Source organism: Niveispirillum lacus, assembly GCF_002251795.1.
GTDB classification, from domain to species: domain Bacteria; phylum Pseudomonadota; class Alphaproteobacteria; order Azospirillales; family Azospirillaceae; genus Niveispirillum; species Niveispirillum lacus.
Genome location: NZ_NOXU01000022.1, coordinates 30,091 through 56,734, shown reverse-complemented (window position 1 = coordinate 56,734; position 26,644 = coordinate 30,091). Strand labels below are relative to the sequence as shown.

Annotated in this window: 29 protein-coding genes; 15 read left to right on the top strand and 14 right to left on the bottom strand. The window is 62.4% G+C overall.

Going from position 1 to position 26,644, the window contains the following annotated elements; translation table 11 throughout:
• Window positions 1–6: 6 nt before the first annotated feature.
• Together dut and coaBC are read right to left on the bottom strand one after the other, a co-directional pair.
• Window positions 7–477, bottom strand: a complete 471-nt coding sequence (gene dut, locus CHU95_RS04195) for a dUTP diphosphatase (protein ID WP_094454043.1) — start codon at window positions 475–477, stop codon at window positions 7–9.
• A gap of 3 nt (window positions 478–480) precedes the next feature.
• Complete coding sequence (coaBC, locus tag CHU95_RS04190) at window positions 481–1,725, bottom strand: bifunctional phosphopantothenoylcysteine decarboxylase/phosphopantothenate--cysteine ligase CoaBC (RefSeq protein ID WP_245837857.1); 1,245 nt, start codon at window positions 1,723–1,725, stop codon at window positions 481–483.
• A gap of 469 nt (window positions 1,726–2,194) precedes the next feature.
• Here coaBC and petA point away from each other — a divergent pair, with 469 nt between their 5' ends.
• The 4 genes from petA (at window position 2,195) to CHU95_RS04170 (ending at window position 5,820) form a co-directional block, all read left to right on the top strand.
• Window positions 2,195–2,740, top strand: a complete 546-nt coding sequence (gene petA / locus CHU95_RS04185; RefSeq protein ID WP_094454040.1) for a ubiquinol-cytochrome c reductase iron-sulfur subunit — start codon at window positions 2,195–2,197, stop codon at window positions 2,738–2,740.
• A gap of 26 nt (window positions 2,741–2,766) precedes the next feature.
• Window positions 2,767–4,047: a cytochrome b gene (locus CHU95_RS04180; protein WP_094454038.1), complete on the top strand. Its 1,281-nt coding sequence runs from the start codon at window positions 2,767–2,769 to the stop codon at window positions 4,045–4,047.
• Window positions 4,048–4,060: 13 nt separating this feature from the next.
• Entirely contained in the window at window positions 4,061–4,846 is a 786-nt protein-coding gene (locus tag CHU95_RS04175) for a cytochrome c1 (protein WP_094454036.1), read from the top strand.
• Between the two features lie 179 nt (window positions 4,847–5,025).
• On the top strand, window positions 5,026–5,820 hold the full coding sequence (locus CHU95_RS04170; protein WP_245837855.1) for an RluA family pseudouridine synthase: 795 nt from the start codon (window positions 5,026–5,028) through the stop codon (window positions 5,818–5,820).
• A 66-nt stretch (window positions 5,821–5,886) separates the two neighbouring features.
• On the opposite strand, the gene grpE is transcribed toward CHU95_RS04170, so the two are convergent.
• Complete coding sequence (grpE, locus tag CHU95_RS04165) at window positions 5,887–6,468, bottom strand: nucleotide exchange factor GrpE (RefSeq protein ID WP_094454032.1); 582 nt, start codon at window positions 6,466–6,468, stop codon at window positions 5,887–5,889.
• A 126-nt stretch (window positions 6,469–6,594) separates the two neighbouring features.
• Complete coding sequence (gene hrcA, locus CHU95_RS04160) at window positions 6,595–7,632, bottom strand: heat-inducible transcriptional repressor HrcA (RefSeq protein ID WP_094454030.1); 1,038 nt, start codon at window positions 7,630–7,632, stop codon at window positions 6,595–6,597.
• Window positions 7,633–7,786: 154 nt separating this feature from the next.
• On the opposite strand from hrcA, the gene rph reads away from it, so the two are divergent.
• The 4 genes from rph to CHU95_RS04140 all read left to right on the top strand — a co-directional run bounded on the left by rph (window position 7,787) and on the right by CHU95_RS04140 (window position 9,890).
• Window positions 7,787–8,506, top strand: coding sequence for a ribonuclease PH (gene rph, locus CHU95_RS04155; RefSeq protein ID WP_094454290.1), 720 nt, complete (start codon window positions 7,787–7,789; stop codon window positions 8,504–8,506).
• Window positions 8,507–8,514: 8 nt separating this feature from the next.
• Window positions 8,515–8,742 (top strand): helix-turn-helix domain-containing protein, encoded by a 228-nt coding sequence (locus CHU95_RS04150; protein WP_133065423.1) that lies wholly within the window; start codon window positions 8,515–8,517, stop codon window positions 8,740–8,742.
• A 70-nt stretch (window positions 8,743–8,812) separates the two neighbouring features.
• Window positions 8,813–9,430 carry an RdgB/HAM1 family non-canonical purine NTP pyrophosphatase gene (gene rdgB, locus CHU95_RS04145; RefSeq protein ID WP_094454026.1) on the top strand — a complete coding sequence of 206 codons (618 nt, stop codon included), beginning with the start codon at window positions 8,813–8,815 and terminating at the stop codon, window positions 9,428–9,430.
• Between the two features lie 82 nt (window positions 9,431–9,512).
• Window positions 9,513–9,890 carry a VOC family protein gene (locus CHU95_RS04140; protein ID WP_094454024.1) on the top strand — a complete coding sequence of 126 codons (378 nt, stop codon included), beginning with the start codon at window positions 9,513–9,515 and terminating at the stop codon, window positions 9,888–9,890.
• Between the two features lie 65 nt (window positions 9,891–9,955).
• On the opposite strand, the gene CHU95_RS04135 is transcribed toward CHU95_RS04140, so the two are convergent.
• Window positions 9,956–10,741 carry a substrate-binding periplasmic protein gene (locus CHU95_RS04135; protein WP_094454022.1) on the bottom strand — a complete coding sequence of 262 codons (786 nt, stop codon included), beginning with the start codon at window positions 10,739–10,741 and terminating at the stop codon, window positions 9,956–9,958.
• Between the two features lie 211 nt (window positions 10,742–10,952).
• On the opposite strand from CHU95_RS04135, the gene CHU95_RS04130 reads away from it, so the two are divergent.
• On the top strand, window positions 10,953–11,663 hold the full coding sequence (locus tag CHU95_RS04130; RefSeq protein WP_094454020.1) for a RibD family protein: 711 nt from the start codon (window positions 10,953–10,955) through the stop codon (window positions 11,661–11,663).
• A 27-nt stretch (window positions 11,664–11,690) separates the two neighbouring features.
• On the opposite strand, the gene CHU95_RS04125 is transcribed toward CHU95_RS04130, so the two are convergent.
• On the bottom strand, window positions 11,691–12,029 hold the full coding sequence (locus CHU95_RS04125; protein WP_094454018.1) for a hypothetical protein: 339 nt from the start codon (window positions 12,027–12,029) through the stop codon (window positions 11,691–11,693).
• 107 nt (window positions 12,030–12,136) lie between these two features.
• Window positions 12,137–12,703, bottom strand: coding sequence for a TrmH family RNA methyltransferase (locus CHU95_RS04120; protein ID WP_094454288.1), 567 nt, complete (start codon window positions 12,701–12,703; stop codon window positions 12,137–12,139).
• Window positions 12,704–12,801: 98 nt separating this feature from the next.
• Here CHU95_RS04120 and CHU95_RS04115 point away from each other — a divergent pair, with 98 nt between their 5' ends.
• On the top strand, window positions 12,802–13,893 hold the full coding sequence (locus CHU95_RS04115) for an asparaginase (protein WP_094454016.1): 1,092 nt from the start codon (window positions 12,802–12,804) through the stop codon (window positions 13,891–13,893).
• A gap of 18 nt (window positions 13,894–13,911) precedes the next feature.
• Here the strand turns inward: CHU95_RS04115 and CHU95_RS04110 are convergent, their stop codons facing one another.
• Complete coding sequence (locus CHU95_RS04110) at window positions 13,912–14,970, bottom strand: Fe(3+) ABC transporter substrate-binding protein (RefSeq protein WP_342744696.1); 1,059 nt, start codon at window positions 14,968–14,970, stop codon at window positions 13,912–13,914.
• A 244-nt stretch (window positions 14,971–15,214) separates the two neighbouring features.
• Here CHU95_RS04110 and CHU95_RS04105 point away from each other — a divergent pair, with 244 nt between their 5' ends.
• Together CHU95_RS04105 and CHU95_RS04100 are read left to right on the top strand one after the other, a co-directional pair.
• Window positions 15,215–16,471, top strand: coding sequence for a DUF898 family protein (locus CHU95_RS04105; protein ID WP_165772000.1), 1,257 nt, complete (start codon window positions 15,215–15,217; stop codon window positions 16,469–16,471).
• A gap of 5 nt (window positions 16,472–16,476) precedes the next feature.
• The gene (locus CHU95_RS04100) at window positions 16,477–17,571 is read left to right on the top strand and encodes a M48 family metallopeptidase (protein WP_245837873.1); all 1,095 of its coding nucleotides are present in this window, start codon (window positions 16,477–16,479) and stop codon (window positions 17,569–17,571) included.
• Window positions 17,572–17,575: 4 nt separating this feature from the next.
• Here CHU95_RS04100 and CHU95_RS04095 read toward each other — a convergent pair whose 3' ends face one another.
• A complete protein-coding gene (locus tag CHU95_RS04095; RefSeq protein WP_207762369.1) occupies window positions 17,576–18,121 on the bottom strand; it encodes an invasion associated locus B family protein in 546 nt (181 codons plus the stop codon).
• 242 nt (window positions 18,122–18,363) lie between these two features.
• Between CHU95_RS04095 and thrS the strand changes: the two genes are divergently transcribed.
• Both thrS and infC read left to right on the top strand, forming a co-directional pair.
• Entirely contained in the window at window positions 18,364–20,355 is a 1,992-nt protein-coding gene (gene thrS / locus CHU95_RS04090; RefSeq protein ID WP_094454010.1) for a threonine--tRNA ligase, read from the top strand.
• A 95-nt stretch (window positions 20,356–20,450) separates the two neighbouring features.
• Window positions 20,451–20,990 carry a translation initiation factor IF-3 gene (infC, locus tag CHU95_RS04085; protein ID WP_094454008.1) on the top strand — a complete coding sequence of 180 codons (540 nt, stop codon included), beginning with the start codon at window positions 20,451–20,453 and terminating at the stop codon, window positions 20,988–20,990.
• A gap of 104 nt (window positions 20,991–21,094) precedes the next feature.
• Here the strand turns inward: infC and CHU95_RS04080 are convergent, their stop codons facing one another.
• From CHU95_RS04080 to CHU95_RS04060, 5 genes are read right to left on the bottom strand one after another with little or no spacing between them, the layout of a single operon-like run.
• Window positions 21,095–21,769, bottom strand: a complete 675-nt coding sequence (locus CHU95_RS04080; protein WP_094454006.1) for an ABC transporter permease — start codon at window positions 21,767–21,769, stop codon at window positions 21,095–21,097.
• A 10-nt stretch (window positions 21,770–21,779) separates the two neighbouring features.
• Complete coding sequence (locus CHU95_RS04075; RefSeq protein WP_094454004.1) at window positions 21,780–22,493, bottom strand: ABC transporter permease; 714 nt, start codon at window positions 22,491–22,493, stop codon at window positions 21,780–21,782.
• Between the two features lie 20 nt (window positions 22,494–22,513).
• The gene (locus CHU95_RS04070) at window positions 22,514–23,701 is read right to left on the bottom strand and encodes a glycosyltransferase family 4 protein (protein ID WP_133065422.1); all 1,188 of its coding nucleotides are present in this window, start codon (window positions 23,699–23,701) and stop codon (window positions 22,514–22,516) included.
• 30 nt (window positions 23,702–23,731) lie between these two features.
• The gene (locus CHU95_RS04065) at window positions 23,732–24,634 is read right to left on the bottom strand and encodes a transporter substrate-binding domain-containing protein (protein WP_094454000.1); all 903 of its coding nucleotides are present in this window, start codon (window positions 24,632–24,634) and stop codon (window positions 23,732–23,734) included.
• A 41-nt stretch (window positions 24,635–24,675) separates the two neighbouring features.
• Complete coding sequence (locus CHU95_RS04060) at window positions 24,676–25,476, bottom strand: ABC transporter ATP-binding protein (protein WP_425435945.1); 801 nt, start codon at window positions 25,474–25,476, stop codon at window positions 24,676–24,678.
• A 169-nt stretch (window positions 25,477–25,645) separates the two neighbouring features.
• Here CHU95_RS04060 and CHU95_RS04055 point away from each other — a divergent pair, with 169 nt between their 5' ends.
• Window positions 25,646–26,614, top strand: a complete 969-nt coding sequence (locus CHU95_RS04055) for a hypothetical protein (RefSeq protein ID WP_245837853.1) — start codon at window positions 25,646–25,648, stop codon at window positions 26,612–26,614.
• Window positions 26,615–26,644 lie beyond the last annotated feature (30 nt).

Genomic DNA, 26,644 nt, shown 5'->3' with positions numbered 1-26,644 from the left:
CGTCCCTCACCCTTTCGCGGCCGTGTTCTTTACGCCGGTGGAACCGAACCCCCCGGTTCCCCGCTCTGTTTCGTCCAGATTGTCGACCTCCGCCCACACGGCCCGTTCATGCCGGGCAATCACCATTTGGGCGATGCGCATACCGCGTTCGACGGTGAAGGGTTGGTCGCCATGATTGATCACAATCACCCCGATCTCGCCCCGATAATCAGCGTCGATGGTGCCAGGGCTATTGACCAGACTGATGCCATTCTTCAGCGCCAGCCCTGACCGCGGCCTGATCTGTGCTTCAAATCCTGCCGGCAGGGCGATGGCGATGCCGGTGGGGATCAGTTTGCGCTGCCCCGGCGCCAGTGTCACCGATTCCGCCAGGGCAGCCAGCAGGTCCATGCCGGCGGACAGAGCCGTGGCATAGGCTGGCAGGGCCAGATCAGCGCCATGCGGCAAACGGCGAATGGAAATGCTGATTTCCGACATTATTTATTTCTTTCCGGTTTCGAAATGATTGCTGATGGCGTCCGCCAGCCGGCGCGCCACCTCGGTCTTGGCCAGGTTTTCCCAGGCTTCCTCTGTGCCATCGGCGCGGATGACATACACTGAATTGCGATCACCCCCAAAGGTACCAGTGGCCGGGGACACATCATTGGCCACGATCCAATCGCACCCCTTACGCAGCCGCTTGGCCCGGGCATAAGCCACGATGTCATTCGTTTCGGCAGCAAAACCAATAACCAGGGCCGGGCGATCCGGGCTGGGGGCCGACAGGCTGGCCAGAATGTCGGGATTTTCGCTCAGGGCCAGGGTCGGCGGCCCGCCACCATCTTTTTTGAGCTTTTGGCCCGCCGCCTCCACGCGCCAATCGGCGACGGCAGCGGCGGCGACAAAGATGTCGGCTGGAAGGGCGGCGCGGCAGGCAGCCAGCATTTCGGCCGCTGTCTCCACCGCCACGACATCGACCCCCGGCGGGTCCGGCAGGCGCACAGGGCCGCTGACCAGCGTCACACGGGCACCCAGCGCCGCCAGGGAAGCTGCGACAGCGTGGCCCTGCTTGCCACTGGACCGGTTGGCGATGTAGCGGACAGGGTCAATCGGCTCATATGTGGGCCCGCTGGTCACCAAGGCGTGGCGGCTGGCCAGCGGCTTGGGGGCCTCACGCGCCGCGAACCAGCCGGCCAGATGGTCGGCGATGGCCAATGGTTCCGCCATGCGGCCCGGCCCGTATTCGCCACAGGCCATGGCCCCTTCATCCGGGCCAATGATGCCGACACCGCGCGAAGCCAGAAGGGCCAGATTGGCCTGCGTCGCCGGATGCTCGAACATCCGCACATTCATGGCCGGCGCCACCAGCACGGGCTTATCCGTGGCCAGCAATACGGTGGTGGCCAGATCATCGGCCAGACCATGGGCCATGCGCGCCAGGATATGGGCGGTCGCCGGCGCGACCAGCACCACATCGGCTGACCGGGACAATTGGATATGGCCCATGGCCGATTCGTCGGTCAACGACCAAAGGTCCCGATAGACTGTATCTTCTGACACGGCCTGCAAAGTTAGGGGCGTCACGAACTGCGCACCGCCATCGGTTAGAACCACGCGCACCGACGCCCCGCGTTCACGCAGCCGTCTGACCAGATCAGGGGTCTTGAAGGCAGCAATCCCCCCCGCAACGATCAATAGAACGCGGCGACCAATAAGCGATTGCACAGATGATGGCACGGTGGGCAAGGGCGATATCCCCTCGGCACGGGAATGCCGGACAGATTGTTTACCGGTAAATCAATCCAATCAGCAACCGGAATGAACGCGGGTCGTGCTGTGAAATCAGGGATATGCTCAATCCTGTTCGGATGCAAGCGGCCCGCCATGCACGGGCACGGGGGGCTGAATGCCCCAGACGCCGGGCAGCGCGACAGATTGTCCAGAAGCGCGCGCTTCCCAACCGTTAGCGGGACATGTATATCGAACATCCGCGACCGGGGATGCCTCCGGCCGCTCCGTTCGTGTTGGCCTTTCCAGCCCTCTGCACATCGCCCGCCGCACCGCTTCCTGCGATGCGCACTGTGACGCAGTAGATGGGGGTGGACAGTCTGACGGACAAGCCCAATTCAGCCCGGGTAACCGGGTCTATGTCGTTGTTTCAGTAAAAGGCGCTGGCCCGACGGGGGCCACGCCATTCGCCGAGGAGATGAGAGGTATGGCGGACACCATGCATGCGGGCGACGGCCAGACCCGCCGCGACTTCATCTATCTGGCTGGCGCCGCCATGGGCGGTGTTGGTGCCGCTGCTGCTTTGTGGCCCTTCATCCACAGCCTGAACCCGGCCGCTGACACGCTGGCGCTGGCGACCATCGAGGTCGATCTGGCCCCGATCCAGCCAGGTCAGGCCATCAAGGCCATGTGGCGCGGCAAGCCGGTGTTCATCCGCAACCGCACCCAGGAAGAGATCGACACCGCCCGCGCCGTACCCACGGCCGAGCTGATCGATCCGCAGCCGGACCAGGCCCGTGTCAAGGAAGGCAAGGATAACTGGCTCGTGCTGGTCGGCGTCTGCACCCATTTGGGATGCATTCCGCTGGGCACCTCCTCGGGCGAATCGAAGGGTGATTTCGGCGGGTGGTTCTGCCCCTGCCACGGGTCGCACTACGACACGTCGGGCCGCATCCGTAAGGGCCCCGCACCCTTGAACCTGCCGGTGCCGGAATATGCGTTCCTGACCGACACCCGCGTCAAGATCGGCTAAAGACAGATCCAGTCAGGGAGTGCCAGATGGCTCACGCCCCACAGTCCAATTTCGAGAACCCGGTGGTGAACTGGATCGACCAGCGCCTGCCGATCTTCACGATGATGAACAAGGAGTACGGGTCCTTCCCGACTCCGCGTAACTTCAATTATTTCTGGAACTTCGGCGCCCTCGCCATGTTCGTGCTGGTGACGATGATCGTTTCCGGCATCTTCCTGGCGATGCATTACACCAACAACACCGCCATGGCCTTTGACAGCGTCGAACGCATCATGCGTGACGTGAACTGGGGCTGGATGATCCGGTATATCCATGCCAATGGCGCGTCGATGTTCTTCATCGTCGTCTACATCCATATCTTCCGCGGCATCTATTACGGCTCTTACAAGGCCCCGCGTGAACTGATCTGGATCTTCGGCGTTATCATCCTGCTGCTGATGATGGGCACGGCCTTCATGGGTTATGTGCTGCCCTGGGGCCAGATGTCCTTCTGGGGCGCCACCGTGATCACGAACCTGTTTTCAGCCATCCCAGTGGTGGGTGAAAGCATTGTGACCCTGCTGTGGGGTGGCTTCTCGGTCGACAACCCGACCTTGAACCGCTTCTTTGCGCTGCATTATCTGCTGCCGTTCGTGCTGCTGGCCGTTGTGGTCCTGCATGTGGCCGCTTTGCATATTGCCGGGTCGAACAACCCGCTGGGGATTGAGCCCAAGGGGCCGCAGGACACGCTGCCGTTCCACCCCTACTACACCACGAAGGACATTTTCGGCCTGACGATCTTCCTGATCTTCTTTGCCTCCTTCGTGTTCTTTGCGCCCAACATGCTGGGTCATCCGGACAATTACATTCCGGCAGATCCGCTGGTGACCCCGGCCCATATCGTGCCGGAATGGTATTTCCTGCCCTTCTACGCGATCCTGCGTTCGATCACCTTCTCCATCGGCCTGCCGTTTACTGACGTCGTGCTGATCGATGCGAAGCTGGGCGGTGTTCTGGCCATGTTCGGTTCCATCGCGATCCTGTTCGTCCTGCCCTGGCTGGACAACTCGCCGGTCCGTTCGGCCCGTTTCCGTCCGATCTTCCGCTGGTGGGTGCTGCTCTGCTTGGTACCGTCCTTCTTCATGCTGGGTTATGCCGGTGGGAAGCCTGCTGAGCAGCCTTATGTGCTGATCGGTCAGTTGGGCACGGTGATGTATTTCGCCTTCTTCCTGTTGCTGCCGATCATCGGCCGGATCGAAAAGCCGTTGCCGCTGCCAGCCAGCATCGCCAATCCGGTTCTCGGCGGCAACGCCGCCACCGCCAAGTGATGGAGAAGGCCTGATGCGTCGTCTTCGTACCCTCCTCGCCGCAGGCGCCATGACCATTGCTGGCCTGACCAGCACGGCCCTGGCCGCCGGCAATGCCCCGGTTCCGCCGGCCCAGACCTGGGCCCATGGTGGGGTGAACAGCTTCCTGTCCTTCTTCAAGGGCTATGATTACGCGTCCGTGCAGCGCGGCTTCCAGGTCTACAAGGAAGTCTGCTCCTCCTGCCACGCGATGCACCTGCTGTCCTACCGTAACCTTCTGGACGTCGGCTTCACCGAAGCCGAAGTGAAGGCCATTGCGGCGGCACAGGAAATCACGGCCGGCCCCAACGACCAGGGTGAAATGTTCACCCGGCCTGGTCTGCCGGCCGACCGGTTCAAGAGCCCGTTCCCCAACGCCCAGGCCGCAGCCGCTGCTAATGGTGGCAAGGCACCGCCGGACCTGTCCCTGATCGTGAAGGCACGCGCCCATCACGAAGATTACATCTACGCCCTGCTGACCGGTTACACCGACGCCCCCGAGGGTTTCGAACTGTCGCCGGGCAGCAACTACAACAAGTACTTCCCTGGCAATGCCATCGCTATGGCGCAGCCGATCTATGAAAACGGCGTCACCTACACCGATGGCACACCGGCGACCATCGAACAGCAGGCCAAGGACGTGACCAACTTCATGGCCTGGGCGGCTGAGCCCAAGCTGGAAGAGCGTCGCCGCGTTGGCATCATGGTTATCCTGTTCCTGGTGTTCTTCGCGGGTATCATGTATGCCGCGAAGCGTCGCCTGTGGTCGGAAGTCCACTGAGGCAAGACCGGGTCCCGGTAGAATGAAAGGGCCGCACCGGCAACGGTGCGGCCCTTTTCGTATCAGGAGCCATGGCTCCTGATATAAGCATTTCCCCTCAAGTGCCGGGCGCCGCCGCCGACAGCTTGGCACGCGCGGACACCTGCCGGCGGCCAAGTGGTCGCCGGCCTCCAAGGAGCATGTTCCCTACCCCTTGGTATCAGATCAAGACGAGTACCAATGCCATGAACGAAGCCGACCTGCTTTCCCGCCTGCTTTACCGTGACGGACTGATGCTTGTTCTGGACAAGCCGGCCGGCATTGCTGTGCATGCGGGACCGGATACGACCAGGGGAAAGGGTGACAATCTGGAGCGGCATTTCGATGGGTTGCGTTTCGGCTTCCCCAAGCCGCCATCGCTTGCCCACCGGTTGGACCGTGATACGTCAGGCTGTCTGATCCTGGGCCGGCACCCCAAGGCGCTGCGCCGCCTGGGTATCCTGTTTCAGGAAGGCAAGGTGGCCAAGACCTACTGGGCCATTGTTCTGGGACACCCGGCCGACAATAGCGGCAAGGTCGATGCTGGCCTGACCAAGGTCAGTGACGCACGGCGCGGCTGGCGCATGGTGATCGACAAGGAAAACGGACAGGCTTCCGTCACGCTCTGGCGCGTCCGCGGGCGCGGCGAACTGCCCGGTGTCGGGCCGGTCACCTTTATGGAACTGAACCCGAAAACCGGCCGCACGCATCAGATCCGGGTGCATATGCAGCATCTGGGACATCCGCTGCTGGGGGACCCGATCTATCTGCCGGCGGGCGCGGCGGGCAAGCTGGGGGAGATGCTGCACCTGCATTCCCGCGCCGTTACGGTGCCCATTCAGGCAACCAAACCCCCTGTGACCGTAACCGCCCCTGTCCCGCCCCACATGCGGGCCGCCCTGTCGGCCTGTGGCTGGAACGGGTTGGAAGGGGAAGCGGTGTCGATCGGCGGCTGACGTCCAGCCAAAAAAAGGGCACCCGGCCTGGCCAAGTGCCCCTTTTCACTCAACCGGCGGCGATGTTCAGGCGCTGGTATTCACATGGGCACCGACATCACCCTTGGCGACGCCGACAATGGCCTCACGCAGCAAGCGGCCATGGATCGTGTACCCGGCCTGCAGCACCTGGACGACGGTGCCGGCAGGCTTACCGGTATTCTCGATCTCCATCATGATCTGATGAAAATTAGGATCGGCCGGCGCGCCCAGCGCCTCGACTTTGGCGATACCGGCGCGCTCAAAGGCTGCGGCCAGTTGCCGTTCGGTCGCCTCGACACCGGTCAGCAAGTTGCCGACGGCCTGATTTTCCGCCCGTACATCCTCACCCACCGCCTCGACGGCGCGGCGCAGATTGTCAGCAACGGGGAGCAATTCCTTGGCAAACTTGGCCACGGCATATTTGGCGGTATCCTCGCGCTCACGCTCGGCCCGGCGGCGGACATTTTCGGTCTCGGCCAGGGTGCGCAGCAGTTGGTCCTTCAAGGACGCGACCTCCGCCTCCAACTGGGCGACTCGGGGCCCCTCGGCACCGGGCTCCGTCGTGCCGGTATGGGGGGCGGCCTCGGCGTTGGGGTCGCTTTCGTGGGTGTTGATCGTGTCGGTCATTGCGGAACTTGCCCTTGGGATCATACAGGGATGGAAATGGCCCTCTGGTTTAGGCGGGATTAAGCCGCCTGTCGAGATGCCGCGACCCAGAAATAGGGTGGCATCCCCCCTTACCGCAAGAGCAGCTCACCCCATCAACCTGCCGATCAGCTTTGCCGTATAGTCGACCATCGGGATGATACGGGCATAGTTGATGCGGGTCGGGCCAATCACGCCGATGGCACCGACAATCTGCTCCTTGGCGTTGGCATAGGGGCTGACAATCATCGAACAGCCGGCATGGGAGAAAAGATCATTCTCCGCCCCGATGAAGATCTGCACCCCTTCCGCCTTGCCCGTCGCGTCCAGCATGCGCAACATCTGTTCGCGGGTTTCCAGCGCCTCAAACAGGTTGCGGATACGCTCCAGATCGGAAATGGCGGTGACATCCTCCAGCAGCTTGGCCTGCCCGCGCACGATCAGGTAGCCTTGTGTACCCCGTGCCCCGGACCAGGTGGCCAGCCCCGTCTGCACCACCTTCTGGGTCAGCGTATCCAGTTGCGTGCGCTGATCCTCCAGCTCTTTTTGGATGAAGGCCCGCGCCTCCGCCAGGGTGCGTCCAACGACACGGGCGTTCAGATAATTACTGGCCATTTGCAGGGCGGATGGTGGCAGGCCGGTCGGTACCTCCACCACCCGGTTCTCCACCAACCCATCCTCGGTGACCAGCACAACCAGCGCCCGGCCCGGTGACAGGCTGACAAACTCAATATGTTTCAAAGGGCGGTCCGTCTTGGGCGCCAGCACCAGCCCGGCGCAGGATGACAGACCGGACAACAGGTTTGTGGCCTCCTCCAGCACCTCCGGCACCGACCGGCCGCGCGCCGAACAGGTGGCCTCGATATCCTCCCGCTCCCGCTCGGTCAGGTCGCCAACCTCCAGCAGGCCGTTGACAAACATGCGCAGCCCGGCATCGGTGGGGATGCGCCCGGCGGATGTGTGGGGGGCAACCAGCAGACCCAGCTCCTCCAGATCCGCCATGACATTACGAATGGTGGCTGGCGACAGGGTGGCCGTCAGTCGCCGCGACAGGGTACGCGACCCCACCGGCTCCCCCGTCTGCACATAGGCTTCCACAATATGGCGGAAAATCTCCCGCGACCGCTGGTTCAGCTCACAGATCATACTTTCGCACCGGTCCCTTGCCGTTGCATTCATTGAAAAGTTTAGTAGGCGACACCAGTCAAATCAATGGAGGGCGAACCATAGCATGGCTGGACGCAAGCGCGCCTGCATTGCTATGACGGGGGCAGGATATCCCAAGAACACGGAAGACATCATGACCCGCCCCTCCGGCCGCCTGGCCGATCAACTCCGCTCCGTCAGCCTGGAGACGAATTTCTCCCGCCATGCCGAGGGGTCGTGCCTGGTGAAGTTCGGTGACACCCATGTGCTCTGCACTGCCAGCGTGGACGAAAAGGTGCCCCCCTTCCTGCGCGGCAAGGGCCAGGGCTGGGTGACGGCTGAATATGGCATGCTGCCGCGTTCCACCCATTCCCGCACCGACCGCGAGGCCGCCAAGGGCAAACAATCGGGCCGCACCCAGGAAATCCAGCGCCTGATCGGCCGCTCTTTGCGCGCTGTTACCGATCTGAAGGCCATGGGCGAGGTGCAGATCAAGGTCGATTGCGACGTGATCCAGGCCGATGGCGGCACCCGCACCGCCAGCATCACCGGCGCCTATGTCGCCCTGCATCTGGCGTTTCAGCATCTGGTGCGCGCAGGCACCCTGTCCACCATCCCCCTGATCGATCAGGTCGCCGCCATTTCCTGCGGCATCTATAATGGCGTTCCCGTCCTGGACCTGGATTATCCGGAAGACAGCAATGCCGGTGCGGATGCCAATTTCGTACTGACCGGCCGCGGCGGTATCGTGGAAATCCAGGGCACGGCCGAGGACAAGCCGTTTGATGAGAGCGAATTCATGGCCCTGATGGCGCTGGCCCGCAAGGGCATCGGCGAACTGACGGCGCTGCAGCGTCAGGCGCTGGGGCTGTAAAGGGGCTGATGCCAGTCAACAGGTACTGCGGCAATGCCGCAGTAAGGTTCGCTTTGCCATGGGTGCCAACACGCCTGGGCCTGTCCCGCCCTAAATTCGCGGAACGCTTCGGCCTGGATGCCCGCACGGTCCAGGATTGGGAACAGGGCCGTCGCCGTTCGGATAAGGCTGCGCAACCCTATCTGAAGGTTATCGCCAGCCATCCCGACATGGTCGCGGGGGCGCTGGCGACGTAAAAGAGCACTCATTGTCTTGGCCCCGGTTGCAGGGCTATCACATGCCTATTGTTTCGTCCCCGGAGCCCCCATGACCCACCCCCGCCTCTTCACCGGTGACACGCTGGTGATCGCCACGCACAACAAGGGCAAGGTGCCGGAGATTGCGGCACTGCTGAAAGACCATGTCGCCAACTTCCCCAGCGCCGGCGAACTGGGGCTGGCGGAACCGGAGGAGACGGAGACGACCTATATCGGCAATGCCATGCTGAAGGCGCGGGCCGCTGCCATCGCCTCGGGCCTGCCGGCGCTGGCCGATGACAGTGGCCTGTCGGTGGACGGGCTGGGCGGCGATCCCGGCGTCTATTCCGCGCGCTGGGCAGGGCCAACCAAGGATTTCAGCATCGCCATGGAGAAGGTTCGGCTGGCGCTGGAAGCATCCCCAGACCGCAAGGGCGACCGTGCCGCCTTCATCTGCACCCTGGCGCTGGCCTGGCCCGATGGGCATGTAGAGGCGGTGGAGGGCCGGTTCGAAGGGCGCCTGACCTTCCCGGCACGCGGCATACGGGGCTTTGGCTATGATCCGATTTTCATCCCCGACGGTCATGACATCACCTGCGGAGAGATGGACCCGGACCTCAAACATGCCATCAGCCATCGTGCCGATGCGTTTGCAAAGTTGAAGGCGCTTTGCTTTCAAACGGGGTGAAAAAGACTCGGATTGATTAGAATGTTCTGGTATTGTTCCCATCATCCCGCTGGCTGTGGCGGGGCATGATCTGGGGGAAACAATGATCGGATATGTAACGCTGGGGACCAACGATCTGGCGCGGGCCGCTGCGTTCTATGATGCCCTTGCCAAGGAACTGGGCACAGGCCGGATGATGGAGTTCCCGACGGGCATTGCCTGGGGTACGCCCGGTGGTGGCGCTGGTATCGGGCTGATAAAGCCGTTTGACGGCAACCCGGCCAGTGTCGGCAATGGCGTGATGGTGGCCTTGGAAGCAAAGGACAAGGAACAGGTCCACCGCCTGTACGATATCGCCCTGTCATTGGGCGGCACCTGCGAAGGCCCGCCGGGCCCGCGCGGCGACAATTTCTATGCCGCCTATTTCCGGGATCCGGATGGCAACAAACTGAACGCTTTCTTGATGACCGGGCCGCTCTGAGGCGCCGGGAACACGGTGATTATGCATGATGATCGGGGGACATTGTCCCCCGATCATCCGCTGTATCATTGCCAATCCTTGACACCGTACCGCGCAAGCAAACTGGCCAATTGGCCGGTCTTGCGCAGTTCGACCAGTTTGGCATCGATCAGCTTTACATAGGTGGCGCTGTTCGGGTCCTTGGGCGAAAAACCGATGGACACCGACGCATGCTCGCCCAGAGCATGATAGTTGAACAGGTTACGGTATCCCTTTGATTCCAGAAGATAATCGACAACATTGCTGTCCTCGACAATGGCATCCAGTTTGCCGTCAATCAGCATATTGACAAGATCTTCGGTCACATTATCACCGGTGACCTGCACCATATTGGGCGAACCCTTATGGGCATCGATGAAGGCGTTCACTGCCGTGCTGTAGAAATAGTCCTGGATCGACCCGAAGCGCAGGGTCTTGAGCGACTCCAGGTTGGTGATCTTGAAATCCTTGGTCTCTTTGCCCTTGCGGATCACCAGGGTGGGGCGCGACATGCCTAACGGCAAGCTGGCATAGACAAGATCCGGCGCCTCATCGCGCGTGGCACCCACAGCAGCCGAAATCGTTCCGGCGGCTGCCCCAGCCAGGGCCTCTGTCCATGGCATCAACTGGTAATCAACCTTATGACCAGCGGGTTCCAGGGCGGCCTTCGCGATCTCGATCAGGTAGCCGGGACGGTCACCTGGCTCGCAGTTATAAGGACACCAGCTATCCGCCCGCAGCGTTACCTGCGCTGCGACAGACCCGACGGTCAACCCGACCATCGACAGGGCCAGCAGACCGACTGCCGCGCCATATCCCACCAACCGCCGCATCAGAATTCTCCCGTTTCCTGCCTGTAAACCAGGCACGGTTGGTAGGCGGCCGGGCGCAGACTGTCAATCAAACGCCACCTGACCGAAAGGATTGGCCATTCCTGGATAAAACTTCGCGTTCTCGACCCGCCATCCACTGGACAGGTCCCCCCCCGCGCCCCACCCTTACCTGCACCGGCCGGCGGGACCGGCAGCCCATGAAGGGCTTGCCATGTTAACGAACCATCGGGGAGGAAGGACGCGCCATATGCATTGGGTACATCTATCCGTCTGCATGTCCCTTGATGGGCATATCGACAGTGATTGCGGTAGACGGCTGATCTTGTCGAGCGAGGAGGATTGCCATGACATGCATGCAATTCGTGCCGATTGTGATGCCATTCTGGTCGGGGCGGCCACTGTCCGGCGGGACAAGCCACGCCTGACCGTGCGATATCCCGAACTGGTGGCGGCGCGGCGGACACGTGGCCTGCCCGAACAGCCCAGCAAGGTGGTGGTGACCTCTTCTGGCGATCTTGATCCCGATAGCGCTTTTTTCCAGCAGGGCGGGCCCGTGATTGTCCTGTGTGACGAAGCAGCCCTGGCCGTCACGCGGGCCCGGCTGGGCCCAGTTGCAACGGTGGTCGGGATGGTCGCGAGCGACGGTGTTGCAGGTATCCTCACCCAATTGTCGGGCTTGGGCATTCAGCGATTGATGGTTGAGGGGGGGTGTCAGATATTGACACAGTTCCTGTCCGCCGGTGCGTTCCACCGGTTACGCATCGCCGTGGCCCCCTTCCTGTTGGGGCGGGCAGCGGCACCGCGTCTGGCGGGACCGGCATTCTACCCCCACGGCCCCGATAACCGTCTGCGGATATTGTCAACTCGAACGCTGGGCAACATTGCGGTGATCGACATGGAAAATCCCGATCCCCAAGTCTAGCGCGATGGGACCGCACGTGGACCTTGATCAGTTGCCGCCGAACGTATCGCGCAAGCGGGGGGCACTCTCAATCTGCTCGCGGACGGGCGAACGGTCATTCGGGGCACTCATCGTCCCGCCGGACGCGAAAATCTGATCGCCGCGTGGCTGCGCCGCAGGCGGCTTGCCGAACATCGCGTGCAGGCGCTGATATTCTTTCTGGTGATACTCCTGGTCTTCCTGAAAGCCCGGTTCGCCATTGCGCGGGGCCGTCACGATCACCTCGTCCATGACCTCCGGCTGTGGTTTGGCTTGCTGGGCCACCACAGGACCGGCTAGCGCCAGGAAAAGCAGGGTCAGGGCAGGAAAGCGCATGTAGGCAGACATGGCGGGCCTCGTCATCGGACATCCGACTATAGCATATTTGGGAAACAGGCATCTCTGTTCCCACCTGACCTGAAGATGTGGCGATGGCGCTCGCCGGCCAGCGCCTTTCACTCCCATCCGCCCAGCAGGGGGCGCATGCGCAGGCTCTCCTTGTTCCGGACGCGGACCTTGCCATGCACATGATCGGGCATGGCGTCCCGCGGCCCCCCAACACGCACGGGCCGTTCGGCAAACCGGCCCAGGCTGATCATGCGGTCATAGGTGACAATGGCGGCGGCCACTGAAACATTGACGCAGAACTTGGTGGGGATCTTCACCACATGGTCGCAACGGGCCAGCATAGGCTCCGACAGGTTGCCGCGCTCCGGTCCGAACACATAGGCGGCGCGCAGCGGGTGACGGAAGCTGGGCAGTTCGGCGGCATCATCGGTCAGTTCGCACCCGACCAGTTGGCATCCCGCCGGCAGTGCCATCTCTGCAATCGACTTCCAGCCATAATAGGGAACATGGTCCACGCCACCCGACGTGTCGGTGACACGCAACTCATCCATGTCAACCACGGCGTTCACGGAAAACACAAAGCTGGCACCGAACGCATGGCCTGTCCGCATGATGGTGCCCAGATTGCCGGACTTGCTGATGCCTTCGGCGCCGAGGGCGAAATAACCGCGCATGATGACCTGATGATGGGAAGGGGATTGCCGCGACTCCTTGCATGGAAAGGGCCGTCGGGGCAAGGTGCCTGCCCCCATCCCTCGCCTGCGCACCGGTCATGCCCGATCCCAATCCGCCCCATATCCACGGTCCCGGCTGCGGCCATCACCATTCCGACACCACAGGCGGCGTGGCCGTGCGCCTGCCCGATGACAGCACCAACCCGATCTTGATCCAGGTGACGCGCGGCGGGCTGGTGGAAAGCATCCATCGCGGCCGGGCGGTGGTGGTGGGGGCCGACGGCCACGTGCTGGCCAGTTTCGGCGATGTAAAGGCCATCACCTTCCCCCGTTCCGCCAACAAGGCGTTGCAGGCCTTGCCCCTGGTCGAAACCGGGGCCGCCGATGCCTTCGGTCTGGGGTCGGAGGAACTGGCGCTCGCCTGTTCCAGCCATGATGGCGAACCGATGCATACCAGCCGGGTGGCGGCCTGGCTGTCGCGCATCGGGCTGACGCCGGACCATCTGGAATGCGGCAGCCACGCCCCCTATTCGGTGCCCACCTGGGAGGCGATGCTGCGCCGGGGGGAAGAGCCGACGACGCTGCACAATAACTGCTCGGGCAAACATGCCGGCATGGTCACCACCGCCCTGCACCGGAGAGAGGCCATCCGTGGCTATGTGAATTATCAGCACCGGGTGCAGCAGCGCATCCTGGGCGTCATGGAACAGGTGACGGCGCAAGATCTGACAGGCGCCCCTTGGGGTATTGATGGTTGTTCCATCCCCACCATCGGCCTGCCTTTGGAGGCGCTGGCCTTCGGCATGGCCCGTCTGGCCGATCCGCAGGACCTGCCCTCGGCGCGGGCCGACGCGGCCCAGCGCCTGCTGGCCGCCTGGGGCGCGCACCCGGAACTGGTCAGCGGGACCGAAGGCTTCGACACTTTGTTCATGCAGACCCTGAGCAGCCGCATCCTGTCCAAGGCAGGGGCAGAGGGTGTCAGCGTCGGCATCCTTCCCGATGAAGGCATCGCCATCGCGGTGAAGATCGATGACGGCGCCAAACGTGCCGCCGGCCCCGCCATGGCCGCCGTCCTGCGCCGGTTGGGGATGTTGAGCGATGCCGACTGGACAGCGCTACAGCCCCTGGTCAATCCCGCCCTGCGCAACCGCGCGGGCGTGAAGGTCGGGGCGGTGGAGGCGGGGTTCTGACCCCGCCCCCGTCACAACTCACTTCCACCCGGCCCGGTCCATGATCTTCAGCGCCTCGGCATTGTTCTGGCCATAGACGCTGGCATTCAGGCTGTCGCGCTTGAAGTCACCCCAGGCGGCCACAATCGGATGGGACGGGATACCGGCCACCACCGGGAATTCATAATTGGCCTCGGCGAAGATCTTCTGCGCTTCCGGCTTGGCCAGGAATTCCAGGAACTTCACGGCATTATCGCGGTTGGGGGCATATTTCACGACGCCGGCACCGGAAATATTCACATGTGCGCCCCGGTCCTTCTGGTTGGGGAAGAACAGTCCGACCTTCTGTGCCGTGGCCTGATCCGCCGGATTGCTGGAATTCAGCATACGGGCCAGATAGTAGGTGTTGGAGATCGCCACATCCCCCTCACCCGCCGCTACGGCCTTGATCTGGTCTGTGTCACCGCCCTGGGGCTTGCGCGCAAAATTGGCGGCAATCCCCTTGGCCCAGGCTTCGGTCTTTGCAGCGCCATGGGCGGCCAGGATGGAACCGGTCAGCGACTGGCTATAGACATTGGTGGAGGATCGGACCAGCAGGCGGCCCTTCCATTTCGGATCGGCCAGATCCTCATAGGTGGACAGGTCTGACGGCTTCACGCTGTCCTTGTTGTAGATGATGACGCGGGCACGCGCCGACAGGCCGAACCAATAGCCATCCTTCTGGCGATATTCCGCCGGCACCGCCTTTTCCAGCAGCGCACTCTTCACCGGCTGCAGCACGTCCGCATCCTGGGCGCGCCACAGGCGACCGGCATCAACAGCCAGCAGCACATCAGCCGGGCTGTTGCGCCCTTCGGCCTTCAGACGCTCGATCAACTCGTCATCCTTGCCCTCGATGACATTGACCTGGATGCCCGTCTCCTTCTCGAACGCGGCATAGATCAACTTGTCGGCGTCATAGTGCCGCGATGAATAAATGTTCACTTCCTTGGCCCCAGCCGCCAGGGCCGGTAGCGACAACAGTGCGACACCCAATCCTGCCGCCGCCACATGGCGTGTCATGGTGCGAAGAAGGGTGCGGCGGGCGAACATCTTCATTTCCTGCTCCTGCTGGCGGGGTCGCATGCCATGGCGGCCCAATGGTTGACCGATATGTCGGCCCGCCTCCCCTGCCTGTCAAGATGCCATTGAGACCTATTCGCAAAATGGCTCTTCGTGCGAATCATCCCTCGCCGCCACACCACCGTATGTCTTTGATAGCATTGCAAAAATCTCACCGCGACAGCTTGCCGCGCCTCCGTGGAAACTATACTCTGCAATTGCAATCAACCGGGGGGATGAATTGACGAGCCTGCCATTAAGCGATGATTCCACGATACCCAGCGTGGACGGTACGCCACCCGGCGACGGTGGCATCCAGATCGATATCAACCGCGGCTCCCTGATCGGGCTGCTGCTGCTGAACACTTTTCTGACCGTCATCACACTGGGCATCTACCGGTTCTGGGCCCGCACCAAGGTGCGTCAGCGCCTCTGGTCGGCGGTCACCCTGCGCGATGATCGGTTCGCCTATACGGGCACCGGCAAGGAACTGTTCATCGGTTTCCTAGTGGCGCTGGTGGCATTGCTGCCATTTGGCCTGATTGTGTCGGTTGTGAATGCCATGATCCCGCCCACGGCATTCGGCCAGCGTTTTGCCTTCCAGATGGCAGTGGCGCTGGGGGCCGGCCTCCTGGGCCTGATGGCCATGTATTTCGCCCGCCGCTATCTGCTGACCCGTACCCGCTGGCGCGGCATCCATGGCGGTCAGGATCGGGAACTGCGCCGGTTCATGGTGAAGCATCTCAATGGCTATCTGCTGGTGCTGGTATCATTCGGCCTGTTGCAGCCGAAGATCGATGCCCGCCTCTATAATTACCGGACGGGCATCAGCTGGTTCGGCACCGAACGTTTCCGGGCCAGCGCGACCAGCGCCGGCCTCTGGTCGGTCTATCTGCCCAGCTGGCTGTTGTTCCTTGTCGGCTATATCGCCTTGATCGTGGGGTTCCTGCCCTTCATGACCTGGTCGGCGGCGGCACAGGAGGCCCAGGTGACCGGTATTCATCCCGGCCCCATGCCGACATTCGAACCAACCATCTGGATCGTCGTCGCCATCCTGATCACCCTGGGTACGGCAGGTTTTTTCCTCTATGCGGTGCGCCGCTCCATCGCCTTCCTGGGGGCCACGCAGTTGGGCGACATGCTGTTCGACCTGCCACTGCGCACCCGTCAGCTATTGTATATTCCCCTCGTGGGCACCGTGATCTATGTGGTGACGCTGCTGCTGATGGTGGGGGCGGGTGCGTTGCTTATCTGGGCGATGGGGCCGAAAAGTACCGTCATCTTCTTGCTGCCGCTGGTCCTGATGGTGGTCTTCCTCTCGTTGAACAGCCTGATCTCCGTGGCCTGGACCCAGGTGGAGGTGTTGCGTCAGATCGGCCGCCACCTGCGGCTACGCAATATGGCCGTGCTGGATGACCTGTTGAACCGGGGTCAGCCGGCACCGACCCGGGGTGAAGGGCTGGCCGATGCCATCGGCGATATCGGCATCGGCGCGTGACCGGCATGCAGGCATCCTATGAAGACCGTCAGACGGGCCGCGCCATCCCGGTCCGTCTGACCTTTCTGGAACAATGGCTGGTGATCGACCGGGAGGATGGGCGGGAGCTTGACCGCTGGTCCTGGCGTGACGTGGCGCCCATCCCCGGCGATTTTCCCGACGGGCGCCTGCGGGTGGGGCTGGCCGCCGATGCGCATGCCGTCCTGGTACTAGACGATCCCGACGCCCTGCTGCGCTGCGCCCATGCCACCGGTATGCCGCAGCCGGCACAGCAGCAGCATCGGGTCCGGCGTGAACTGCCCCTGGCCGTCTGGCTGGTGGGGGCCGTGCTGTCGGTTCTCCTGCTGGTGGAATTCGTGATCCCGGCCATGGCCGGCATGCTGGCCCCGATGGTGCCGACCTCCTGGCAGGCGCGCATCGGGGACCAGGTACAGACTCTGGCCACCGCCCTGCTGACCCGAAAGGGCGGCAATGACCGGTGCGACGCGCCCGACGGGGTTGCCGCCCTGAAAAAGCTGGCGGACCGCCTTCCACCCGTGGCCGGCACCACACGGCTGCATATCATCGACAGCGACCTGCCCAACGCCTTCGCCCTGCCGGGCGGCCATGTCAGCGTTACGACCGCGCTGATGGACCGGGCCGATGGGCCGGAAGCCATCCTGGGCGTGCTGGCCCATGAAATGGGGCACCTGCATCATGGCCATTCCATGGAACGGGTGATGCGTTACGGCCTCAGCTCGGCGCTGATTTCCATGGTGGTGGGCGACATTGGCGGCGGCGCATTGGCCGTCGGGGTCAGCCAGATGGTCGAATCGGAATTCAGCCAGGATCAGGAACGTCAGGCCGACGCCTACGCCATTGACGCCCTGGCCCAGGCCCGTGTCTCGCCCCTGCCGCTCGCCCGCCTGTTTGAAACGATCCGGACAGAGCATCCGGAGGCGGATGGCACGCTGGCCGAATGGATGGGCAGCCACCCGACCCTGTCGGAACGCATCGCTACCCTGCAACGGGCCGGCGGCGGACAGACGGCGGGCGCCGTTCTGGAAGCAGCGGAATGGCAGGCTCTGAAAAACATCTGCCAGACGGCGGCGGCCGACTGACCGGTCACGGCACCGGGGCGGGGACGGGGACGGTCGTCTCTGGCTCCGCCGCGGGTGCCCGTTCAGCACAGGCATCGCCGATGGCCTGATAGGCGCCGGTACTGCCGGCCAGACTGAACGTGTCGGTGGTGCGGCTGCCGCGCAGGCTGGTGCCCCGCACCACCAGGGTGGAGGACAGCGGCAGCGCCTGGGCAATGGCGCGGTCCGTATTCTCATCGCGCGCCCAGGCCTGTTCATCTTTGCTGAACAGCTTGAAGCTCTGTTTGCCCACCTGCACTGTCACCTCTGCATGGTCGGCGAACGGATATCCAGCGATAAAATTCACCACGTCAAAACTGCGTTCGGCGGGGCGGTGGGTGATCATCAAAAACACATCGCCCCGCCGGGTGAAGTCGCCTTCCATTTTTTTGGGCCGCGACACCATCCAGCAGACAGGCCCCGACGCCTCATCCAGGCGAAAAGCATTCCAGTCACGGAACACGCCGATGAGGCGTGGTTCCGCTGCGGCCAGACTATCCGGGGCCGCCAGCAGCAACAGCGGCAACATCATTGCGCCCATCCGGGATTTCCGCCGTGACCGTTCGTTCATAGGCCGTTATTGCCGCCCGAAAATTGACTGTCGACCCCGTTTACCGGAAAGGATGGCACAAACGAAGGGCGAAAATGCGATGCGCCCACCGAAACCCCTTCCCTTCCATGTGAAATTCGCCCATCTCCCGCGCTTGACCGCCGGTGCCCGCCCGGTCAAAAGTCGCGGTCCAAACTTTTCCATCGCCTATCAGGGGAATAGCCATGTCTTCGGCCGAAGTGCCCGTTTCCAGCGCCCAGGTTGCCATTACGCTGCCCGACGGCAGTGTGCGGACCTATGCGCAGGGCACTACTGGGGCCGATGTGGCCGCCTCCATCGCCAAGTCGCTCGCCAAGGCCGCCCTGGCCGTGAAGATCGACGGCGTTGTCCGTGATTTGGCCCTGCCGCTGCAGGCCGATTGCAATCTGGCCATCATCACCGACAAGAACGAGGCCGACGCGCTGGAACTGATCCGGCATGACGCTGCCCACATTATGGCCGAGGCCGTGCAGGAACTGTATCCCGGCACGCAGGTGACCATCGGCCCGGCCATCGCGACCGGCTTTTACTATGATTTTGCCCGCGACACGCCGTTCACGCCCGACGATCTGGTCAAGATCGAAAAGCGCATGCACGAAATCGTGGACGAGAACCGGCCCTTCACGCGTGAAGAATGGGACCGGACTGAAGCGATTGAGCATTTCAAGTCAATCGGTGAGAAGTACAAGGCCCAGATCATTGAGGATCTGCCGGCATCCGAGACGATCACCATCTATCGTCAGGGTAAATGGTACGACCTGTGCCGGGGCCCGCATCTGCCCACCACAGGCCGGGTCGGTCACGCCTTCAAACTGATGAAGGTGGCTGGTGCCTATTGGCGTGGCGATGCCAAGAACGCGATGTTGCAGCGTATCTATGGCACGGCCTGGCGCACCGAAAAGGAACTGGCCGACCATCTGCATCAGATCGAAGAAGCCGAGAAGCGCGACCATCGCAAGCTGGGCCGCGAAATGGACCTGTTCCATGTGCAGGAAGAGGCGACAGGCTCGGTCTTCTGGCACCCCAAGGGCTGGGCTTTGTACCGGTCGCTGGAGAATTATATCCGCGCCAAACTGGTCACCGCTGGCTATGTCGAGGTGCGTACGCCGCAGCTCTATGATTCGAGCCTGTTTAAGGCTTCAGGTCACTGGGACCTGTATGGCGACAACATGTTTAAGGTCCGCGAGTCCGTGGCCGAGGACGGGACGGAGAAGTATCTGGGCGTGAAGCCCATGAACTGCCCCGCCCATGTGCAGATTTTCCGCCAGGGACTAAAGTCCTATCGTGACCTGCCACTGCGCATGGCCGAGTTCGGCAATTGCCACCGCAACGAACCGTCGGGTGCCCTGCATGGTATCCTGCGCGTGCGCAATTTCACCCAGGACGACGCCCATATCTTCTGCACCGAAGATCAGGTGGGCAGCGAGGCGAAGGAATATTTCGCTTTGCAGTTGGGCGTCTATAAGGACCTGGGCTTTGACAAGATCGCTGTCAAGCTGGCGCTGCGCCCCGATAACCGTCTGGGTGACGATGCCACCTGGGACAAGGCGGAAGAAAGCCTGCGCGTGGCGCTGCGTGCCAATGGACTGGCGTTCGAGGAGCTGCCTGGCGAAGGCGCCTTCTATGGCCCGAAGGTGGAGTTCCACCTCACGGACGCCATCGGCCGTTCCTGGCAGTGCGGCACCCTGCAGCTGGATTTCCAGCTACCGGAACGCCTCGATGCCTCCTATATCGGCCAGGATGGCGCCAAGCACCGCCCCGTTATGCTGCACCGGGCCATTCTGGGCAGCCTGGAGCGGTTCATCGGTATGATGATTGAACATTATGCCGGCAAGTTCCCGCTCTGGCTGGCGCCGACCCAGGTCACCGTGGCCACCATCGTGTCCGATGCCGACGCCTACGCCGAACAGGTGGCGGCCAAGTTGCGCCGGGCCGGTCTGCGGGTTGATCTGGACACCCGTAATGAGAAGATCAACCTGAAGGTCCGCGAACATTCGCTTCAAAAGGTACCGGTCATGCTGGTGGTCGGCGCGCGCGAAGCGGAGCAAGGCACCGTGGCCGTGCGTCGTCTTGGCTCCAATGCGCAGGAAATCCTTGCCCTTGACGCCGCCATTGCTAATCTATCGGCAGAGGCGCGTCCGCCCGCGGATGCGCCCTCAACCGATTCCGCCTTCTAAGTACCCCACAACAAGCGTAACGGACGCGCCGCCCGCCCTTCGGCACTGAAAGATGCCTGCCGGGCGGCCGTCCCAGGAAAACAGGAGAAGTTTCCATAGCCAGGCCTACAACCCAGGACCGTGAACCGCAACGCGACGGTCCCCGCATCAACCGCGAAATCAATGTGCGCTCCGTCCGTCTGGTCGATGCCAATGGCGAGATGGTCGGTGTCGTCAGCCTGCGCGACGCCCTGTACGCCGCGGAAGAGGCCGGGCTTGACCTTGTCGAGGTCAGCCCCAACGCCGATCCGCCCGTCTGCAAGATCCTCGACTATGGCAAGTACAAGTACGAGGCGCAGAAAAAGGCCAATGAGGCTCGCAAGAAGCAGAAGATCATCGAGGTCAAGGAAATCAAGCTCCGTCCGAACATCGACGAGCATGATTATGAGATCAAGATGAAGGCCATGCGCCGCTTCCTGGAAGAAGGCGACAAGGTCAAGGTCACCATGCGCTTCCGCGGCCGCGAAATGGCCCACCAGGATATTGGCATGGCCGTTCTGGTGAGGGTCCGCGAGGCGCTGGACGATCTGGGCAAGGTCGAACAGATGCCGAAGCTGGAAGGTAAGCAGATGATCATGGTGCTGGCGCCGCGCTGACCGGCTGCCGACACGCTGATCCCGGAAAAGGCCGCACGCCTCGATCAAGGGTGCGGCCTTTTTTGTTGGGTTCAGTTGCAGTCGTTTATGGCTTTCGGCATCGGTTACCCCGTTGCCGTCTTCTTTTCCGCCCAGCGCACGCCCTGGGTGATAACGAAGGTCATGGCCAGATAGAGAGCGCCGGCGATGACAAACATCTCCACCGGCTGAAAACTGCGTGAAGCAATGGTGCGGGCGGCGCCGGTCAGTTCGACCAGGGTGATGGCACTGGCCAGGGATGTTGCCTGCACCATCTGGATCATCTCGTTGCCATAGGCCGGCAGGATGGTGCGCAGGGCCTGCGGCAACACGATACGGCGGTAGAGCAGTGGGCGCGACATGCCCAGGGCGCGGGCCGCCTCGATCTGGCCGAAGGGGATGGCCTGGATGCCACCGCGCAGGATCTCCCCCGTATAGGCCGCCGTATTCAGGGTCAGCGCGATGATGGCGCACCAATAGGCTTCCCGCAGCACCGGCCACAGAAAACTTTCCCGGATGCTTTCGAACTGTCCCAGTCCGTAATAGATCAGGAAAATCTGCACCAGCAGCGGCGTGGACCGGAACAGGAAGACATAAGCGCCCGTTATCCCCGAAATGACGCGGTTGGATGACAACCGCCCAAAGGCCACCGCAAGGGCCAGCGCAAACCCCAGCAGCAGCGACAGCACCACCAGTTGTACCGTCACAAAGGCACCGGCGAACAGGGTGGGGAGCGCAGACAGGATCATCTCTACATTCATGTCCGCCCCCTCAATTGCTCACGGCGCGGCGCACGCCGCGATCGGCCCGCCGCGACAGGGCGCGGAACAGGGCCTCCGAACAGGTGGTCATGACCATGTAGAGAATGGCCGCTGTCACATAGAACAGGAAGGGCTGGCGCGTGGACTGCATACCCAGATAGGCCTGCCGCATCAGCTCCGCCAACGAAACGACAGAGACCAGGGTCGTGTCCTTCAAGGTCATCTGCCAGACATTGCCAAGGCCGGGCAGCGCGTAGCGCAGGGCCTGCGGCACCAGGATACGACGCAGGATCAGCAACCGCCCCATGCCAAGGGCTCGCGCCGCCTCCAATTGCCCTTTCGGCACGGCGCGTACGGCGCCCCGGATCACCTCCGTCGCATAAGCCCCGGATACAATACCGACAGCGGCCACACCGACGGCAAAGGCCGACAGTTCCACCCGCCCGCCATAACCGAACAGGGTCGCCACCCAGGTGACCAGTCCCGACCCGCCGAAAAACAGCAGCCAGATGACCAGCAGGGCCGGCACGCCACGTACCACGGTCGTGTAGAGGGCAGCCAGCCAGCGCAACGGGGCCGGTCCCGACAGCTTGGCCGCCGCCGCCCCCGATCCGAGGAACAGCCCGACCAGATAGGCGGAGACGGCAACCAGCAGGGTCATCACCGCCCCGCTGGCAATTTCGTCGCCCCAGCCTTCGCTGCCGAAACGGAGTAGATCAAGCATAGGCGCGTTCCGGTCGCGGTTCAGCGGTTGCAGGTATCGACAAAGTCGGCAGCGAACTGGTCCCAACGGCGATTATTCAGCACCCAATGTGACCCGGCCAGCCCACGGGACCGCGCCTCATCCCGGTTCTGGTAGGCGTGCTCCATGGCCTCGACCAGCTCATCAACATCACTTTCGCCCCAATAACGGGCATTGCCAGACGGGTCCGGGACCGGCTGCTGCCGGGACAGGACATAGGTCCGGTCATCCCCGATCAGGTCCAGATGGCCGGTATTGGCCGACAGGACCACCGGCAGGCCGCAGGCCATGGCCTCCATCGCCACCAGATTGGTGCCCGGCTCGCACCGGTTGGGGAAGACTGCCAGATCACAGTCACGCAGCAGTGGGGCCAGATTCTCACGGGAAATGAAACCGATATTCAGGCACGCCGTCTCTGGCAGGTCATTGGCGTGCATCCATCCGGCAACGTCGACATCCGACCCGTCCGGCAACAGCTGCAGTGGCGCCAGGCCCAACGGGCTGGAATGCATGCTGAGCGCCGTCGCCGGCCAGAAATTGCCCCAGGCCGTGACCAGCAAGGCGTCGGCGTGGCGCTGCTGAAAAGCGCGAAACGCCGCCAGTACGATGTCCTGACCCTTGCGGAATTCGATCTTGCCCCCGGAAAAGATCACAAACCGGTCGCCAAACCGGTCGGATCGGGGTCCGGGCGACACTTCTGTGGGGTCGACACCCTGGAAGACGCAGTCCGATGCGATGCCGAAATCGGCCAGCACCTGCTGGTTGAAGCGGGAATGGATGACGACCCGGTTGTAGGAACGGGCATCTGCCTGTGCCTGTGCCGACAGGTTGGTTTCAGTGAACGCGCCGACACCAACATTACGCGCGCCGAACATGGGCTGTGCCGCCAGACCCGGCTGCATCTGCCCGCCCAGCGCGTACAGCACCGTCGCCGCTTCAATATGCAAGCGCTGACCTTGCGCCCGGGCCTGCTCGATATAGGCGCCCAGACGTTGCGCCGGCAGTTCCAGAGGCTGGATCAACGCCTGTGTCTGTGGCCGCATGGTCCCAAGGTCGGGTGGAGTGATCAGCATGGGGGCCCCACCTGTCCGCAGCAGGTGCAGACAGGTATGGACACCGACCAGCCCCCACCCGTGCAGTTCGGTCAGGCGCCAGTTCAGGACAAAAGGACGGTAGGGCTGGTCGGTCACGAAACACACTCCCCGGCAACAGGGCCAGCATCAGGGCATGGAACTGTCGAAACCGAACCACTGCACCGACAGGTTCTTCATGGTGCCGTCGGCCTTCATGTCGGCGATGGCCTTGTCCAGCGCGGCCAGCAGTTCCGGGCGACCCTTGGCGATGGCAATACCCTGCCCCCGCCCGAAAAGACCACCGTCAAAACCGGGGCCGAAATAACTGAAATCCTTGCCTTCCGGTCGCTGCAGGAACGCGTTCCAGGTAATGGCATCTGCCAGCCCGACTTCCACCCGGCCTGTTTGCAGGTCCAGCGCCAGATTCTCCTGCGTCTCATAACGGCGGATATCGACAACATCGGCCAGATAGGTATCGGCGAAATTGGCATGGATAGTGCTCGTCTGCACCCCCAGGACCTTGCCCTTCAACAGACCCTTGATCTTGTCCAGGGCGGCCTGTTCGTCCGGGCTGATCTCGGTCAGGTCGATCCTTTCAATCCCATAATCCGCCTCTTGCAACGGGTTGGCATTGGTGGACACCAGATAAGCGGGCGTTGTGGTGTACCCTTTGGAGAAATCGACTGCGGCCAGCCGCTCCTCGGTGATGGACATGCCGGCGACGATGGCATCGAAGCGTCCGGCCTGCAGGGCCGGGATCATCCCGTCCCACGCCTGGGCGATGAACTGGCATTCGGTGCCCATGCGCTTGCAAACATCCTTCATCATGTCGATCTCAAACCCGATCAGGTTACCGGAGGCATCGACCATGTTGTAAGGGGGATAGGCACCTTCGGTGGCAACCCGCAGCGGGTTAGGGATACCGCCGGGCGCCGGGGCCGCCTGTTTGGCCTCCTCCTTGCCACAGCCGGAGAGCGCCATCACACTGGCCAGAGCCAGCGCCGCCATCAGCTTCTTCATCAACTCTACTCCCCCAGAAGGTCGGATCATGGCCGGGTTCCCGGCTCGTCGATTGTGTATGGATAAAAAACTCAGCGCTGCGCATCGCGGGACAGGAACTGGCGGCACCGTTCAGACTTTGGATTGCCAAACAGGTCCGCCGGCGTTCCCTGTTCCTCGATACGGCCCTGATGCAGGAACACCACCTTGTGCGAAACCTCCCGCGCAAATGCCATTTCGTGGGTGACAATCAGCATGGTCGCCCCTTCTGTGGCCAGATCGCGAATGACTTTCAGCACCTCCCCCACCAATTCCGGGTCCAGGGCGCTGGTCGGCTCATCGAACAGCATGACCTTGGGTTCCATGGCCAACATGCGGGCGATGGCCGCCCGCTGCTGCTGGCCGCCCGACATCTGCGCCGGATAGGCATCCCGCTTGGCTGACAGGCCAACCTTGGCCAATAAGGCCTCGGCTTTGGCGATGGCCTGATCCTTGGGCTGCTTCAGGACATGGACCGGCGCTTCGATGATGTTTTCCAGCACCGTCATATGGGTCCAGAGATTGAAACTCTGAAACACCATGCCGCAGCGCTGTCGGATGCGCTCCACCTGGCGTCCGTCGGCAGGCATCATGCCATGGCGGCCCCGCTTCATGGCGATCTGTTCGCCACCAATACGGACAATGCCGTCGTCGGGGATTTCCAGCAGATTGATACAGCGCAGCAGGGTGCTTTTACCGGATCCGGACGAACCGATCAGGGCTACCACCTCGCCTTCCGCCGCATTCAGCGATACGCCTTTCAGGACCTCATTGTCGCCGAAACGCTTATGCAGCGCCTCCACCTCGACGGCAGGCACGGAACCGGAAACGATGGGGACAGGCGACATCGGCATCCATTAAGGGCAGATCAAGGATTTCATGCCAAGCTACCCCGCCAAGGCATGGCGGCGAAAGGGGAAATCCTGGCTTTCGTCCCGTAATCGATTTGGGCGGGGCCGCTGGCGCGCAGCCATGCTATCTATTGCACTTCCCGTGCGCAGACTGACCAGAAACGACCCCCTGATGAGCCAAGGCATCCAGCCCAGCCCGAATCGCAGCACGCATTTTTTGTTCGAACACAAGGTGTTCACCGTTGATGGCTGCCGGTTTGTCTGGTCCAAATCCAGCGATGAACCGGTCATGCGCTTCATGCTGGGCAAGGTCCAGGCAGAGGTGGCGCTGGACAAGATTTGCAATGAATTCAAGATCGACCCGAAAAGTTTCGATGGGCAATTGATCGACATGGTGGCCAAGGGACTGAAATATGTCCGCGAAATCCGCCCCGGCGACACGATTCCCAATGAACTGATCGACGGTTCCGCCTCCTGGCGCGTCGATGAGCGCCACTTTATGATCGCCAAGGGCCGCCTGACAGTACAGATGGTTACCTGGCTGACCGGTGGGGAGACGGTGGTCTCCAGCCCCGAACAGTTGGAACAGGTGCTGGAAGACCCGGTCACCAAGGGCCGCGTGCGGGAGGCGTTCAAGATGATCGCCAACAAGCTCTCCCTGACCGGCAATGCCGAAGAACAAGTGGAGACGCGCATCGACGCGCTGGCCAAGGAACTCTCCTATATTGAGGCGTTGCGCGAACGCTCCTCCAAGCTGGGGAAGGTTCGCGTCGGGTTGGAAGAAGCCTCGCGCATCTACAAGAACGAACGCAATCTGAAGGAAGAGATTGTGCGCATGCAGACCCTGTCGCTGCCGCCGATCACAGACCTGGAACAGCGATTCGCTCAGGTGGATGCGCAGACCGGTGAGATCCTGTCTATGCTGGCCAAGTTCGACAAAAACATCTCCTATATTCGCGAGATGCGCGACGATCTGCACCAGACGCTGCTGCCCTGGGATGAGGTACTGGAGGATTGGGAAGGCAACGCCGCCGAGAAGAGTCAGGCTTTCGAGGCCGTGCTGAAAAAAACATATCAGTTTCTGGCGCGAAATTATTCACAGGCTAAACATTGGCGCTTGGCGGCACGCCGCGCACCATAGGCTGGCGGGCGCCTGTTCGGCGCCCCTTCC

Coding starts and splice junctions, on each gene's coding strand:
- dut (WP_094454043.1), bottom strand. CDS start 477: ATGTCGGAAATCAGCATTTCCATTCGCCGTTTGCCGCATGGCGCTGAT.
- petA (WP_094454040.1), top strand. CDS start 2,195: ATGGCGGACACCATGCATGCGGGCGACGGCCAGACCCGCCGCGACTTC.
- CHU95_RS04180 (WP_094454038.1), top strand. CDS start 2,767: ATGGCTCACGCCCCACAGTCCAATTTCGAGAACCCGGTGGTGAACTGG.
- CHU95_RS04175 (WP_094454036.1), top strand. CDS start 4,061: ATGCGTCGTCTTCGTACCCTCCTCGCCGCAGGCGCCATGACCATTGCT.
- CHU95_RS04170 (WP_245837855.1), top strand. CDS start 5,026: ATGTTCCCTACCCCTTGGTATCAGATCAAGACGAGTACCAATGCCATG.
- grpE (WP_094454032.1), bottom strand. CDS start 6,468: ATGACCGACACGATCAACACCCACGAAAGCGACCCCAACGCCGAGGCC.
- hrcA (WP_094454030.1), bottom strand. CDS start 7,632: ATGATCTGTGAGCTGAACCAGCGGTCGCGGGAGATTTTCCGCCATATT.
- rph (WP_094454290.1), top strand. CDS start 7,787: ATGACCCGCCCCTCCGGCCGCCTGGCCGATCAACTCCGCTCCGTCAGC.
- CHU95_RS04150 (WP_133065423.1), top strand. CDS start 8,515: ATGCCAGTCAACAGGTACTGCGGCAATGCCGCAGTAAGGTTCGCTTTG.
- rdgB (WP_094454026.1), top strand. CDS start 8,813: ATGACCCACCCCCGCCTCTTCACCGGTGACACGCTGGTGATCGCCACG.
- CHU95_RS04140 (WP_094454024.1), top strand. CDS start 9,513: ATGATCGGATATGTAACGCTGGGGACCAACGATCTGGCGCGGGCCGCT.
- CHU95_RS04135 (WP_094454022.1), bottom strand. CDS start 10,741: ATGCGGCGGTTGGTGGGATATGGCGCGGCAGTCGGTCTGCTGGCCCTG.
- CHU95_RS04130 (WP_094454020.1), top strand. CDS start 10,953: ATGTTAACGAACCATCGGGGAGGAAGGACGCGCCATATGCATTGGGTA.
- CHU95_RS04125 (WP_094454018.1), bottom strand. CDS start 12,029: ATGTCTGCCTACATGCGCTTTCCTGCCCTGACCCTGCTTTTCCTGGCG.
- CHU95_RS04120 (WP_094454288.1), bottom strand. CDS start 12,703: ATGCGCGGTTATTTCGCCCTCGGCGCCGAAGGCATCAGCAAGTCCGGC.
- CHU95_RS04115 (WP_094454016.1), top strand. CDS start 12,802: ATGCCCGATCCCAATCCGCCCCATATCCACGGTCCCGGCTGCGGCCAT.
- CHU95_RS04110 (WP_342744696.1), bottom strand. CDS start 14,970: ATGAAGATGTTCGCCCGCCGCACCCTTCTTCGCACCATGACACGCCAT.
- CHU95_RS04100 (WP_245837873.1), top strand. CDS start 16,477: ATGCAGGCATCCTATGAAGACCGTCAGACGGGCCGCGCCATCCCGGTC.
- CHU95_RS04095 (WP_207762369.1), bottom strand. CDS start 18,121: ATGATGTTGCCGCTGTTGCTGCTGGCGGCCCCGGATAGTCTGGCCGCA.
- thrS (WP_094454010.1), top strand. CDS start 18,364: ATGTCTTCGGCCGAAGTGCCCGTTTCCAGCGCCCAGGTTGCCATTACG.
- CHU95_RS04080 (WP_094454006.1), bottom strand. CDS start 21,769: ATGAATGTAGAGATGATCCTGTCTGCGCTCCCCACCCTGTTCGCCGGT.
- CHU95_RS04075 (WP_094454004.1), bottom strand. CDS start 22,493: ATGCTTGATCTACTCCGTTTCGGCAGCGAAGGCTGGGGCGACGAAATT.
- CHU95_RS04065 (WP_094454000.1), bottom strand. CDS start 24,634: ATGATCCGACCTTCTGGGGGAGTAGAGTTGATGAAGAAGCTGATGGCG.
- CHU95_RS04060 (WP_425435945.1), bottom strand. CDS start 25,476: ATGCCGATGTCGCCTGTCCCCATCGTTTCCGGTTCCGTGCCTGCCGTC.
- CHU95_RS04055 (WP_245837853.1), top strand. CDS start 25,646: ATGAGCCAAGGCATCCAGCCCAGCCCGAATCGCAGCACGCATTTTTTG.